General features: G+C 68.4%; 14 protein-coding genes. 10 read left to right on the forward strand and 4 right to left on the reverse strand.

The features are described 5' to 3' along the window. A partial coding sequence (locus tag ACFOM8_RS17880) for a DAK2 domain-containing protein (protein WP_377763572.1) occupies positions 1–122 on the forward strand: 122 nt, incomplete at its 5' end. Between the two features lie 43 nt (positions 123–165). On the opposite strand, the gene ACFOM8_RS17885 is transcribed toward ACFOM8_RS17880, so the two are convergent. Continuing rightward, the gene (locus ACFOM8_RS17885; RefSeq protein WP_377763526.1) at positions 166–1,071 is read right to left on the reverse strand and encodes a LysR family transcriptional regulator; all 906 of its coding nucleotides are present in this window, start codon (positions 1,069–1,071) and stop codon (positions 166–168) included. Positions 1,072–1,217: 146 nt separating this feature from the next. Here ACFOM8_RS17885 and ACFOM8_RS17890 point away from each other — a divergent pair, with 146 nt between their 5' ends. From ACFOM8_RS17890 to ACFOM8_RS17930, 9 genes are all read left to right on the forward strand, one after another. Then, entirely contained in the window at positions 1,218–2,252 is a 1,035-nt protein-coding gene (locus ACFOM8_RS17890; RefSeq protein WP_377763528.1) for an ABC transporter substrate-binding protein, read from the forward strand. A 5-nt stretch (positions 2,253–2,257) separates the two neighbouring features. Next, positions 2,258–3,073: an ABC transporter ATP-binding protein gene (locus ACFOM8_RS17895; protein WP_377763529.1), complete on the forward strand. Its 816-nt coding sequence runs from the start codon at positions 2,258–2,260 to the stop codon at positions 3,071–3,073. Continuing rightward, positions 3,073–3,876 (forward strand): ABC transporter permease, encoded by an 804-nt coding sequence (locus ACFOM8_RS17900; protein ID WP_377763531.1) that lies wholly within the window; start codon positions 3,073–3,075, stop codon positions 3,874–3,876. The genes ACFOM8_RS17895 and ACFOM8_RS17900 overlap by 1 nt, the downstream gene beginning before the upstream one ends. Positions 3,877–3,954: 78 nt before the next feature. Next, the gene (locus ACFOM8_RS17905; protein ID WP_377763532.1) at positions 3,955–5,319 is read left to right on the forward strand and encodes an FAD-dependent oxidoreductase; all 1,365 of its coding nucleotides are present in this window, start codon (positions 3,955–3,957) and stop codon (positions 5,317–5,319) included. A 15-nt stretch (positions 5,320–5,334) separates the two neighbouring features. Next, positions 5,335–6,510: a CaiB/BaiF CoA transferase family protein gene (locus ACFOM8_RS17910; RefSeq protein WP_377763533.1), complete on the forward strand. Its 1,176-nt coding sequence runs from the start codon at positions 5,335–5,337 to the stop codon at positions 6,508–6,510. Next, positions 6,507–7,283, forward strand: a complete 777-nt coding sequence (locus tag ACFOM8_RS17915) for an enoyl-CoA hydratase-related protein (protein WP_377763534.1) — start codon at positions 6,507–6,509, stop codon at positions 7,281–7,283. Before ACFOM8_RS17910 ends, ACFOM8_RS17915 begins: the two co-directional genes overlap by 4 nt. Positions 7,284–7,288: 5 nt before the next feature. Then, a complete protein-coding gene (locus tag ACFOM8_RS17920) occupies positions 7,289–7,642 on the forward strand; it encodes a 4Fe-4S dicluster domain-containing protein (protein ID WP_377763536.1) in 354 nt (117 codons plus the stop codon). Then, positions 7,639–8,505: a dihydrodipicolinate synthase family protein gene (locus tag ACFOM8_RS17925; protein ID WP_377763537.1), complete on the forward strand. Its 867-nt coding sequence runs from the start codon at positions 7,639–7,641 to the stop codon at positions 8,503–8,505. The genes ACFOM8_RS17920 and ACFOM8_RS17925 overlap by 4 nt, the downstream gene beginning before the upstream one ends. A gap of 19 nt (positions 8,506–8,524) precedes the next feature. Then, positions 8,525–9,970 carry an aldehyde dehydrogenase family protein gene (locus tag ACFOM8_RS17930; protein ID WP_377763539.1) on the forward strand — a complete coding sequence of 482 codons (1,446 nt, stop codon included), beginning with the start codon at positions 8,525–8,527 and terminating at the stop codon, positions 9,968–9,970. 151 nt (positions 9,971–10,121) lie between these two features. On the opposite strand, the gene ACFOM8_RS17935 is transcribed toward ACFOM8_RS17930, so the two are convergent. The 3 genes from ACFOM8_RS17935 to ACFOM8_RS17945 all read right to left on the reverse strand — a co-directional run bounded on the left by ACFOM8_RS17935 (position 10,122) and on the right by ACFOM8_RS17945 (position 12,393). Then, a complete protein-coding gene (locus ACFOM8_RS17935; protein WP_377763540.1) occupies positions 10,122–10,649 on the reverse strand; it encodes a sterol desaturase family protein in 528 nt (175 codons plus the stop codon). Further along, complete coding sequence (locus tag ACFOM8_RS17940) at positions 10,646–11,371, reverse strand: fatty acid desaturase (RefSeq protein ID WP_377763542.1); 726 nt, start codon at positions 11,369–11,371, stop codon at positions 10,646–10,648. Before ACFOM8_RS17940 ends, ACFOM8_RS17935 begins: the two co-directional genes overlap by 4 nt. Positions 11,372–12,006: 635 nt before the next feature. Beyond that, positions 12,007–12,393 carry a hypothetical protein gene (locus tag ACFOM8_RS17945; RefSeq protein ID WP_377763544.1) on the reverse strand — a complete coding sequence of 129 codons (387 nt, stop codon included), beginning with the start codon at positions 12,391–12,393 and terminating at the stop codon, positions 12,007–12,009. Positions 12,394–12,410 lie beyond the last annotated feature (17 nt).

Consider the following 12,410-nt stretch of genomic DNA (forward strand, 5'->3'; position numbering starts at 1 on the left):
AACTGATCCCCCGGCTGGGCCGCGCCCGCCCCCTGGCCGAACGCAGCCTGGGACACCCGGACGCCGGCGCCGTCTCGCTGGCGCTCTGCGCAAGGGTCGCAGCCAAAGCCCTCGCGGAATAAGCCAGGGGGGAACGGCCTGACGCGTCGCGGAAGGCCCGGCCCTTCAGGAATCGAGGCGCATCCGCGTCATTTCCCGGGCCAGGGCGCCGCACATGAGGCGCTTGGCCGGATCGATCGAACTGCTGATCGAGACGAAGATGCCCACCCGCATGTTGACCAGCATTTCCTGAAGCAGCGGCACAAAGCGCAGGCGGCCGGCCTCGATGTCGTCGTAAAAGCCGATCTTGGTGTAAAGCCCGATGCCGTGGCCTCCCAGGATCATCTGCTTTGCCAGAAACTGGGTGTTGGTGAAGATGTGGGTGGACAAGGGCGTCACCAGCGTGGTGATCGCCTGGTCGATGATTGAATTGCCGCCCCGCGCATCCGTGGTGCGGACGAGCCGAAAGGCGGCGATGTCGTCGATGGTGACGCTGGTCCGGTCCGCAAGCGGATGGTCGGGGCGCAGGATCACGCCGAAGGGCGCGGATTTCTCGTACAGCAGCCTGACCCCCGGATGGTCCGACAGGGTGAAGGCGATGCCGATCTCGGCCGTGGCGGCCGCCACGGCGCTGATGGCGTCCTCGGGCTGAACGGTCGTCACCGAGATCGAGATGTCGGGATAGATCTTGCCGAACTCGTTGATCGCCCGCGGCAGGCATCCCATGGCGATCGAATCGATCGTGTGGATGTTGATGTGGCCCGTCCGCAGGTCGCGCATGTCGTCGATGAGGATCTTCGTGCGCTCGAAATCGTGCAGCACGGTGCGGCAATGCTCCAGCAGGATCGCGCCCACGGCGGTCAGCTCGACCCCCTCGGGGGTGCGGTCGAACAGGGACACGCCCAGCCGTTCCTCGACGCTGATGATCTTGCGGTTGACGGTGGTGGAGGACAGGTTCAGCACCTGCGCCGCCTTGCGGATCGAACGCTGGCGCGCGACCTCGTCGAAATATCTCAGGAAGTTGGCGTGCATGGGGTCCTCGCGGATCGGGGGTGATGCGTTTTCCGCATCGCCGTTGGCAGATCTTTCTTCTACCTGCACTGCCCGGGCAAGGATAAAGTCAGCAAACAAGGCCGAAACAAGGGCCGCTCCTTCCCACCCAGCAGAGAGATGGAAAGATGCGAGACAGAACACAGTTCGACCGGCGCAGTCTGTTGCGCGGCATGACCGCCCTTGGCGCCGCCCTTGCCGGAACCCGGGTCAGCATCGGCCCGGCCGGAGCGGCGGACCTGCGCACCGTCAGGCTCCAGCTCGGCTGGCTTGCGGGGAACGGCATCCTGGGCGAACTGGCCGCGGACCGGAACGGCTTTTTCGCCGAGGAGGGCCTTGCCCTGGAGATCGTCGCCGGGGGGCCGAACGTCGATGGCGTGGCCTCGGTCGCGTCGGGGCGCGCCGACATCGGGTCGATCAGCTCCAGCCCGTCGCTGATGCTGGCCCGCTCTCAGGGGCTGCCGGTCAAGTGCATCGCGGCAGGCTATCAGCAGCATCCCTTCACCTATTTCTCGCTGGAACGGAACCCGGTCCGCGAACCCAAGGATCTGATCGGCAAGACCGTCGCCACCAACGGCACCGCCCGCATCCTGCTGCAAGCGCTTCTGGCCGCGAACGGCATCCCCGAGGACCAGGTGGAGGTACTGGTCATGGGGGCGGACATGGCGCCGCTGCTGACCGGGCAGGCGGACGTGGTGACCGGCTGGAAAACCAATGTCGGGGCCTTGTCGGTCCTGGGACCGGACCGCGTGGACATGACCCTGTGGGACGCGGGCATCAGGCTTTACGCCAATCCCTATTACGTCACCGACGCGTCGCTGGCCGAGCATCCCGAACAGGTTCGCGGGATGCTGCGGGCGATCGCGCGCGGTTGGGGATGGGTGCACGACAATCCCGGGGCGGCCGTGGACATCCTGGTGTCGCGCTATCCCAACCTGGACCGGGACGCCGAACTGGCGGCCGTGGAACCCGTCGTCCGATACAGCTTCAACGACGCCACGCGCGATCACGGCTGGGGCATGATGACGCGCGACAACTGGCAGGCGCAGATCGACATCTACGACCGCCTGGGCCAGTTCGAAGGTCCGGCGCCTTCGGTGGACGACGTGATGAAGCTGTCCGTGCTGGACGACATCGCCGCGGCGCGGCCGGTATACGGATGATCGCCATGATGGAGCCTTCGGAAACGCTGGTCGGCCGGCCCGTCGACACCCCCCGGCCGGACGCCCCGGCGGCCCGCCTCCGGGCGGCCTCGGTCCGCTTCGGCGCCTATACCGCGATCGACCGGCTTGACTTGCAGGTCGAGGCCGGCTCGTTCTGCACCATTCTCGGGCCGTCGGGCTGCGGCAAGTCCACGCTGCTGCGGCTGGTTTCGGACCTGATCCCGGCGGCCGACGGCGAGGTCTCGATCTTCGGCAAGACAACCGAGGAAGCGCGCCTGGCCCGGGAGTTCGCCTTTGTCTTCCAGGACGCCGCGCTGCTGCCCTGGCGGTCGGCGCTGAAGAACGTCGAGCTGCCGCTGGAGATCGGCCGCAAGCGCGGGGCCGCGATCCCCGCCGGCCCGCGCAGCCCGCGCGAGCTTCTGGAGCTGGTGGGCCTGAAGGGCCGCGAGAACGCCCTGCCGCACGAACTGTCGGGCGGGATGCGCCAGCGGGTGGCCATCGCCCGGGCGCTGCTGTGCCAGCCCAGGCTGCTGCTGATGGACGAACCCTTCGGCGCCCTGGACGAGATGACCCGGGACCGGCTGAACCTGCAACTGCTGGACATCTGGCGCGAAACCGGAACCACGATCCTGTTCGTGACCCATTCCATCTCGGAGGCGGTGTTCCTGGGCCAGAAGGTCATCATGCTACGCGCCAATCCCGGCCGCCTGCGCGGGATCGTGGACATCGACCTGCCCGCGCCGCGCCATATGAAGATGCGCGACACGCCGGAATTCAACCGCCATTGCAGCCACCTGCGCGACCTTCTGGAGACCTGCTGATGGCCGCCATCGACACACCTTCCGCCGCCGATCCACAGGCGCTTGCCCGCAGCGCGGCGCGCAGGGAACGGCTCGTTTCCAGCATCGTGCCGATCGGCACGGCAGTGGCCCTGGTCGGGCTGTGGCAGCTGGGCGTCAGGGGCTTCGGGGTTCCGGCCTATATCGCCCCCGCGCCGTCGGACGTGGCCGTCACCCTTGTCGAAAAGTTCCCGCTGCTGATGCGGAACTTCTGGCCGACATTTGTGGAAAGCGTGGCGGGCTTCACGGTGGGCAACCTGGCCGCCATCCTGATCGCGGTGGCCTTTGTCCATTCCCGCAACGTCGAACGGGCCTTCTTTCCCATCGCCGTTTTCGTGAACACCATCCCGATCCTGGCCATCGCCCCGATCCTGGTGCTGATCTTCGGGCCGGGCATGACCGCCAAGGTGGTGATCGCCGCGCTGATCTGCTTTTTCCCGACCCTGGTCAACATGGTCCGGGGCCTGCAATCGGTCAGCCCGCAGACGCTGGAACTGGCGCGGATCCTGTCGGCCTCGAAATCCGAGGTGTTCTGGAAGATGCGCCTGCCCTCGTCGCTGCCGTTCCTGTTCTCGGCGCTGAAGATCTCGGCCACGACCTCGGTCATCGGCGCCATCGTGGGCGAATGGGTGGGCGCGGATCTGGGCCTGGGGGCGCTGATCCTCGACGCGACCTTCAACTTCAACTCGCCGCTGCTTTACGCGACGGTGCTGATGTCCTCGGGGCTGTCTGTGCTGATGTTCGCCCTTGTGACGCTGGCCGAACGCCGGATCGTGCGCTGGTAGCCTGAAACCTTTCGAACCAACCGATCATCGACGCCGCGGGCCTGACCCGCCCCGGCGTGACAGAAGGAGCTTGTCCAAATGACCGACCGCATCAGGGATCATCTTGCCGTCAGGGCCGAGCAGGTGCCGGTTGTCGCCGACACCGACGTGGTGGTGATCGGCGCAGGCCCGGCCGGGCTGTCGGCCGCCGTGTCGGCCGCCCGCAACGGGGCGCGGGTGACGCTGGTTGAACGCTATCACCACCTGGGCGGCATGGCCTCGGGCGGGATGGTGCTGGTTTTGGACGACATGGTGAACGACGGGACCGAGATCGTCACCACCGGCATCGTCAGCGAATTCGTGGACCGGATGGAACGCCAGAACGGCGCGGTCTTTCCCCCGCCCCAGGACTGCCTGACCAACTGGGGCATGTGGCGGAAATGGGCACGCTGGGGCTGCATCGACTTTCACAAGCAGGGGATGCCGCAGCCGATCATCCACGCCGTGGCCTTTGATCCCGACGCCTGGAAGCGCGTCAGCCTGGATCTGGTCGCGGAGGCGGGGATCGCGTTGCGCACCCACAGCTGGTTTTCCGAGGCCATGGTGGAAAACGGCCGCGTCACCGGCGTGATCGTGCAGACCAAGCTGGGCCGCCAGGCGATCCGGGCGAAGATGGTCGTGGATGCCTCGGGCGATCTGGACGTGGCGTCCTCGGCGGGGGCCGCGTTCACGACCGGCCAGTTCATCGTGACAACCGTGTTCCGGCTGATGGACGTGGACACCGCCAAGGCGGAAGCCTTCGAATACGACAACCCCGAGGCGTTCAAGGCGCTTGACCGCCAGGCGCGCCGGGCGATCGGCGGGGCCTGGGGCATGTGGTGGCTGAAGACGCCTCTGCCCGGCGTGGTCTGGTGCAACTGCCCGCATATGCCGGGTTATGACGGGCTGTCGCCCGAACACATGGTCGAGGCGGAATACGAGGGCCGCCGCCGGATGATGGCGCTGCTGGACTTCGCCCGGACGAACCTGCCGGGCTTCGAGAACGCCAGGATGCTGGGCGCGGCCGAACAGATGGGCATCCGCCAGACCCGGCTGTTGCAGGGCGAATATGTCGTCACCAGGGACGACGTGCGGAAACGCCGCCATTTCGCGGATTCGGTCTGCCGGGGCCGGGACTATTACACCCCCTACCGGGCGCTGCTGCCCAAGGGCGTCGACAACCTGATCGTCGCGGGCCGCCATTATTCGGTCGAAAGCGAGGCGCAGAAGCAGTCGCGGGAAATCCCGCCCTGCATGGCCCAGGGCGAGGCCGCGGGGGTCGCCGTCGCCAAGGCGCTCCAGGCCGGCTGCGCGCTGCGCGATGTCGATGTCCGCGCCATCCAGAAGCAGATGCGCGCGCAGGGGGCCGATCCGGGCGACGTGCCCTCGGCCAATGCCCTTGTCGAAACCACCGCCGCCGCCTGAGGAAAGGAAACCGCCATGACGAAACAGCACCTTCCGCTTCCGCTTGAAGGCATCCGGGTTCTTGACTTCACCCAGGTGATGATGGGGCCCTGCGCCACGCAGATGCTGGCCGATTTCGGCGCCGACGTGATCAAGATCGAACGTCCGGGCGAGGGCGACCTGTCGCGCAACTTCTTCGGCGAACCCAGCGAGGAGGCGATGAACAACGCCGTCTTCGCCTCGCTGAACCGCAACAAGCGGTCGGTCGAGATCAACACCAAGTCGGACGCCGGACGGCGGATGATCTACGACCTGGTGGCCCAGTCCGACGTGGTGGTGGACAACTTCCGCGCAGGCGTGATGCGGCGGCTGGGGTTCGACTACGACACGCTGTCCGGGATCAACCCGGGCATCATCTGCGCGTCCGGCACGGGCTTCGGGGAAACCGGGCCTTATGCCCACAAGGGCGGCCAAGACGTGCTGGCCCAGGCGATGACCGGGGTCATGGAAAAGACCCAGGACCCGGCGGTGCCCAGGTCCATCTATCCCACCACGCTGTGCGACTATACCGCCGGGATGCATCTGGTGCAGGGAATCCTGGCGGCGCTGCTGGCGCGCGCCAGGACCGGGCGCGGCCAGAAGGTCGGGGTGTCGCTCTACGACTCGATGATCGCCATGCAGATGCAGGAGGCCGCGCAATGGTCCAGGCACCGCGAGGTGCTGAACTGGGCCGCGATGCCGCTGACCGGCGTTTTCGACACGACCGACGGGGCGGTGGTGGTGGTCGGCGCCTTCAAGCCGCACCCGCTGCGCGACATCTGCGCCGCCCTGGGGATCGAGGACCTGTCGCCCGCCTATCCCAACCTTGCGGCGCAGCGCGCGAACAAGCCCTACCTGCAAGGCCGCTTCCGCGACGCCTTCGCCACCAACACCACCGCCCACTGGATCGAGCGGCTGGAAGAACAGGATCTGCTCTGCGCGCCCGTCCGGTCGCTGGGCGAGGCCCTGGCCGACGCCCAGACCGCCGCCAACGGGATGCTGGTGGATGTCGATCACCCGATCCTGGGCCGGATCACCCTGGTCGGATCGCCCGTTCATCTGAGCGAGGCGCCGCTGGTCGTCCGCCATGCGCCGCCCCGGCTGGGCCAGCATACCGACGAGGTGATCCGCGAATTCGGGCTGTCGGCCATCGCCCGGAAGGAGGCGGTATGACCGTCCGCCTTGAAATCGCCGGTCAGGTCGCGCGCGTCACCATCGACCGCCCCGACCGGATGAACGCGGTCGATGCCGCGACCGAGGCCGCGCTGGAGCGCGTCTGGTCGCGGATCGAGACCGGCGACGACATCCGCTGCGTGGTGCTGACCGGCGCGGGCGACCGGGCCTTCAGCGCGGGCGCCGATATGAAGGCCGCCAACGGTGTCGGCGGGCTGGAATACTGGGGCGCGGCCAATCCGAACGGCTTTGGCGGCATCGCCCTGCGGCAGGGCCTGACGGTGCCGGTCATCGCCCGCGTGAACGGCCTGGCGCTCGGCGGCGGGTTCGAGATGGTGCTGGGCGCGGACATCGTGATCGCCGCGGATCACGCCCGCTTCGGCCTGCCCGAGGCGCGGGTCGGCCGCCTGCCGCTGGACGGCGGCATGGTGGCCCTGCAACGCCTGATCCCGCGCAACGTCGCGGCGGGGCTGATGATGACCGGCCGGATGCTGTCGGCCGAGGACGCGGCGCGCCATGGGCTGGTCAATGCGGTGGTGCCGCCCGACCGCCTGGACGCCGAGGTCGATGCCTGGGTCGCCGACATCCTGTCCTGCGCGCCCCTGTCGGTGGCCGCGATCAAGGACACCATCCGCTCGACCGCGCATCTGAACCCGCAGGAAGCCCGCGACCTGCGCCGCCCGGCCCTGATCGCGGCGCTGAAATCCGAGGATTCGGCCGAAGGGGTGGCCGCGTTCCGCGAAAAGCGCGCGCCGGTCTGGCGGGGAAGATAGCGGCCATGGCACTTGTCATCCAGTCCCAGTGCATCGACGTCAAGGACGGCATCTGCACCGCCTCCTGCCCCGTGGACTGCATCTACGAAGGCGAGCGGATGTTCTACATCCATCCCACGGAATGCATCGAATGCGGCATGTGCGAAAGCATCTGCCCCGTTGACGCGATCCGCTACGAGGACGAGCTGGACGCCGCAAACGCGGTCTTCGCGCGCATCAACCGCGAGGTCTTCCTGAACGACGCCGGGATCCTGGACGAGCCCGGCGGCTGGTCGCGCGCCATGACGCCCCGGCGGGACCACCCCGACCTGCCGGTCCCCGCCCGTCCGCCCGTGCAGGCAAATCAAAGGAGAAGATGATGACAGGAATCATCGCCGCGGTGCCGACGCCGTTCGATGCGCAGGGCCGCTTTCTGGCCGACGCCTTTCTGGACCATGCCCGCTGGGCCCTGGCGAACGGCTGCGACGGGCTGAACATCCTGGGTTCGACCGGAGAGGCGAATTCCCTGGACACCGCCACCCGCCGGACCGTCATGGCCCATGCGGCCCGGAGCCTGGACCGCGACCGGCTGATGGTCGGCACCGGCACCCCCTCGATTCGGGAAACGACCGCGCTGACGCGCCATGCCGACGACCTGGGCTATCCCGTGGCCCTGGTTCTGCCGCCCTATTACTACAACCCCTCCGAAGAAGGGCTGATCGCCTGGTACAGAGCTTTGGACAAGGCGCTTGGCGACCGGCCGATCCGCGTCTGGTTCTACAATTTTCCGCAAATGACCGGCTTCGTCATTCCCGAAGCGGTGATCGCGCATCTGCACAAGGCCGCGCCCCGCCGCTTCGACGGGATCAAGGACAGCTCCGGCGACCTGGCCTATTGCCGCAGCCTGGCGTCGCGGCTGCCCGGCCTGCGCGTCCTTCCCAGCTCCGAGACGACCCTGGCCGACGGGCGGCGGGACGGCTTTGCCGGCTGCATCTCGGCCACGGTCAACCACACGGCGCTGCTCTGCGCCCGCGTCTGGAAGGGCGAAACCGCGCTGGCCCCGCAGGTCGCGGACCTGCGCGCCGCCATAACGGCGTGCCCGCTGATCCCGGCGGTCAAGTATCTGGTGTCCCGGCGCACCGGCATACCCGACTGGCGGAACGTGCTGCCGCCCTTCACTTCGCTCGACCCCCTGGCCATCGCATCGCTGGACCGGCTGGCGGTCTTGCGCATCGCCGCCTGAACCCCGCAGGAGAACCGCCATGAAGGACATGAACGACATCCACGGCAACCTGATCGGCGGCGCGTGGCTGCCGGGCGACGATTGCCGTCCGAACGTGAACCCCTCGGATACCCGCGACATCGTGGGCCATTACGCCTGGGCGGGCGGCGCCGCCGTGGACCAGGCGGTTGACGCCGCCCGTGCCGCGTTTCCGGCCTGGTCGGCGGCCGGTCCGCAGGTCCGCCACGACCTTCTGGACGCCGTCGGCACCGAGCTTTTGGCCCGCAAGGACGAGATCGGGCGGCTTCTGGCGCGCGAAGAGGGCAAGACCCTGCCCGAGGCCGTCGGCGAAACGGCGCGGGCGGGGCAGATCTTCAGGTTCTTCGCCGGAGAGGCCCTGCGCCTGTCCGGCGACGCGCAGCAGTCCGTCCGCCCCGGCATCGAGGTCTGCGTGACCCGCGAGCCGGTGGGGGTTGTCGCGCTGATCACACCCTGGAACTTTCCCGTCGCGATCCCCGCCTGGAAGACCGCCCCCGCGCTTGCCTGCGGCAACTGCGTGGTGCTGAAGCCCGCCGAGCTGACGCCCGGCTGCGCCCATGTGATCGCGCAGCTTCTGCACAAGCACGGCTGCCCGCCGGGCGTTTTCAACCTGGTGATGGGATCGGGCGCGGCGGCAGGCGAGGCGCTGGTGTCGCATCCGGGGATCGACGCGGTGTCCTTTACAGGATCGGCCGCCACCGGGGCCCGCATCGCCGCCGCCTGCGGAACGCTGCGCCGGAAGGTCCAGTTGGAAATGGGCGGCAAGAATCCGATGGTCGTGCTGGACGACGCGGACCTGGACACGGCGGTGCAGGCCTGCCTGAACGGGGCGTTCTTCTCGACAGGGCAGCGCTGCACCGCGTCCTCGCGCCTGATCGTGCAAAAGGGCATCCACGACGCCTTTGTGGAATCGCTGTGCCGCGGGATGCGGGCCTTGCGGGTGGGCGACGCCCTGGACGCCGCCAGCCAGATCGGTCCGGTTGTCGATCAACGCCAGCTTGATTCGAACCTGTCCTATGTCGATCTGGCCCGCACCGAGGCCGCCGAGGTGGTCGGGGGCGAGCGGCTGGACCCGGGCAAGCCCGGCTTCTACCAGGCCCCGGCGCTGTTTCTGGGCGCGGCCAACAAGGCCCGGACCAGCCGCGAGGAAATCTTCGGCCCCTGCGCCTCGGTCATCCGTGTCGAGGATTTCGACGAGGCTTTGGCCACGGCCAACGACACCGAGTTCGGACTTTCCGCCGGGATCTGCACCGGCAGCCTGAAGCACGCATCCGAGTTCCGCCGCCGGGCCGAGGCAGGAATGGTGATGGTCAACCTGCCCACCGCAGGCGTGGACTATCATGTTCCGTTCGGAGGCCGGAAGGCCTCGTCCCTCGGTCCGCGCGAACAGGGCCGCTATGCGGCGGAATTCTATACCGCCGTCAAGACGGCCTATTCGCAGGCCTAGACCGGTCCGGCCGGACCCTGCCCGCCGGGTGGCGAGGGCGCCGCCCGCCCGAAAAGGCGGGCCGCGCGGGCCATCTGCACCGCATCCAGCCGGCCGTCGCCCCGGCCGTCGCCACGACCGCCCCCGGAACCGCCGTGAAGACGGGGGCGGCTCAATCCTCGGCGCGGTCGGCGCGCCATGCGTCGGGGTGCTTGGACTGGCGCTGCGCCAGAACGCCCGAGGCCTTGAGCCGCGCCTTCAGATCCTCGACCGGCGGCGCGTAGACGAAGCCGAAGGACACGCAGTCGTCTCGCCCCTCGACCGCGTGATGCAGCCGATGCGCCTGGTAAAGCCTGCGGAAATAGCCGCGCCGGGGCACATAGCGGAACGGCCAGCGCTGGTGGACCAGCCCGTCGTGGACGATGAAGTAGATCACGCCGTAAACGGTCGCGCCGACCGCGACCCACCACAGCCACGGCCACCAGGCGCTGCCGATCGCGAAGAACAGCACCGAGATGACGGCGAAAACCACGGCGTAAAGGTCGTTCTTCTCGAACGGGCCGTGGGTTTCCTCGTGATGCGACTTGTGCCAGCCCCACCCCAGGGGGCCGTGCATGATCCAGCGGTGGACCGAATAGGCGATGCCCTCCATCGCCGCGACGGTCAGCACCACGATCACGATCGGGACCAGAACGCTCATGCCCCACCCCTCTCGCGGGTCGAGGGCAGCCGCCACCAGGGCACCGACGGGTAAAGGTGGTGTTCATGGTGATAGCCGCCGAAGTGGAAGCATGTCAGCAGCGACAGCGGATCGCCGAACCGGGTCGAGCGGGCGTTGTGCCGGTCGGGAAAGGCGTCGTGCCCCGGCCGGTGCGGCAGCCAGGTGCCGAAAACGAAAAGTTGCATCGAGGCCAGGATCGAGGGCACCGCCCAGAACGCCGCATAAGGCCAGCGCGGCCCCAGGATCAGCGCGTAAAGGATCACCGAACTGCCCAGCACCCAGAACTCGCGCCAGCCGAAATAGGTGCGCACAAAGGCGATGTACCAGGCGACCGGCCCGCCATGGCTGAAGTCGGGGTCGTCGTCGGTGCCGGCGTGGCGGTGGTGGGCCATGTGCTTGACGATCAGCTTGCGCCACGAGAACCCCGCGAACAGCAGCAGCGCCAGCGTCCCGAACGCCCTGTTCGCCCGCGCCCTTCCCGGCACGATCGCGCCGTGCATCGCGTCATGGGCGACGATGAACAGCCCGACCGACAGCCAGGTCAGCCCGATCAGGCAGGCGATCGCCAGAACGGGCCGGCCCGCCGCGTCCAGGTGCCAGACGGCAAAGACGTGCAGGGCGATCCAGGCGCAGATCACCCCGGCCGCCAGTGCGGCGCCCACGAGGCTGGACATGCGAAAGCGTCGCAGTGTTTCGGACAAGCCCCGGCTCCTTGCTCATCGTGCGTCACCGGGTCCAATCTAGAACGAAGCACCGCCGGTTTCCAGCCCAAGCTTCCGGGCCGTCCCGCCGTCGCCGGCACCGCCGAAAGCCCGGATCGCCGGCAATTCCTTGCTCCCGCGCCTGTCCGGGGCGATCAAAGGCGGTTGCAGGTTCCAGTCACGCGGCGGACACTTCTTGTTGACCGGGCCCGTCGCGCCACCCGTTCCGCCGGACGGACGGAGGCCTGGGGGAACGGACACAAAGAACGGTCGAGACCCTTTCCGCCGACGCGGCGGCGGGATCGGCTTGCCTCCGCGCGGGCCCCCGGCCTTGCCGGCGCGGCCCAGGCAAAGGTGCCGGGCCTGGCCCGGGGCACCGCCTTGCTGGGATGGAACGCCCGGCAACCGAGATCCTCGGCCGGACAGCGGAACAGGATCCGGCGGAACAGGATCCGGCGGACCGCCGGGCTTTGCCGCAAGGTGACGATTGAAGGACCGGTCCGAACAGCCCCCGTCCCGAAAGGACGCGATCCGGCGCGGCGCAACGGCCGCCAGCGCGTCCCTCGAACGGTCGGCCGCAGGTTCCGGCGGCAACCGAAGCTTGCGGCACGACGCCGGCCGGCAAGGCCTTTGGCCTAGTACATCACGGTGTAGAGGGTGATCACCACCGGCGAGCCGGCCTCGATCTGCGCGCTGCCCCGGGCAAGCAGCCATCCGTCGGGGCGCTGCAATTCGGCCACGATCTGCCGCGGCGCAGACATGTTCGTGTCAGGCAGAGGAAGGGACAGGCTTGCCGTTGTCGAGCCGCCGCCGCTTTCAATCGTCGTCCTTTCGGAGGTGGCTTGCGCGCCGGCGCCTCCGTCGAGGTAAACGGCAAGCCTGCCCTTGGGGATGATCCCGCCCCCCTCGAAGCCGATCGTGACATCGAGATCGCCGGACCGCGCGGGTCCGGCCCCCCCGCCCAGGGCCGCCGCCGCGGCGACGGCCATCAGTATCGTGCGGCGATCTGAAAGCCGGCCCATCGCGTCTTCCTTTCTGC

The sequence above is a fragment of the Paracoccus angustae genome (assembly GCF_042648745.1).
GTDB lineage: Bacteria > Pseudomonadota > Alphaproteobacteria > Rhodobacterales > Rhodobacteraceae > Paracoccus > Paracoccus angustae.

Excerpts from the sequence above, each read along its gene's own strand:
- ACFOM8_RS17920 (WP_377763536.1), top strand. The coding sequence starts at position 7,289 with ATGGCACTTGTCATCCAGTCCCAGTGCATCGACGTCAAGGACGGCATC.
- ACFOM8_RS17905 (WP_377763532.1), top strand. The coding sequence starts at position 3,955 with ATGACCGACCGCATCAGGGATCATCTTGCCGTCAGGGCCGAGCAGGTG.
- ACFOM8_RS17890 (WP_377763528.1), top strand. The coding sequence starts at position 1,218 with ATGCGAGACAGAACACAGTTCGACCGGCGCAGTCTGTTGCGCGGCATG.
- ACFOM8_RS17945 (WP_377763544.1), bottom strand. The coding sequence starts at position 12,393 with ATGGGCCGGCTTTCAGATCGCCGCACGATACTGATGGCCGTCGCCGCG.
- ACFOM8_RS17910 (WP_377763533.1), top strand. The coding sequence starts at position 5,335 with ATGACGAAACAGCACCTTCCGCTTCCGCTTGAAGGCATCCGGGTTCTT.
- ACFOM8_RS17895 (WP_377763529.1), top strand. The coding sequence starts at position 2,258 with ATGATGGAGCCTTCGGAAACGCTGGTCGGCCGGCCCGTCGACACCCCC.
- ACFOM8_RS17925 (WP_377763537.1), top strand. The coding sequence starts at position 7,639 with ATGATGACAGGAATCATCGCCGCGGTGCCGACGCCGTTCGATGCGCAG.
- ACFOM8_RS17935 (WP_377763540.1), bottom strand. The coding sequence starts at position 10,649 with ATGAGCGTTCTGGTCCCGATCGTGATCGTGGTGCTGACCGTCGCGGCG.
- ACFOM8_RS17885 (WP_377763526.1), bottom strand. The coding sequence starts at position 1,071 with ATGCACGCCAACTTCCTGAGATATTTCGACGAGGTCGCGCGCCAGCGT.
- ACFOM8_RS17900 (WP_377763531.1), top strand. The coding sequence starts at position 3,073 with ATGGCCGCCATCGACACACCTTCCGCCGCCGATCCACAGGCGCTTGCC.
- ACFOM8_RS17915 (WP_377763534.1), top strand. The coding sequence starts at position 6,507 with ATGACCGTCCGCCTTGAAATCGCCGGTCAGGTCGCGCGCGTCACCATC.
- ACFOM8_RS17930 (WP_377763539.1), top strand. The coding sequence starts at position 8,525 with ATGAAGGACATGAACGACATCCACGGCAACCTGATCGGCGGCGCGTGG.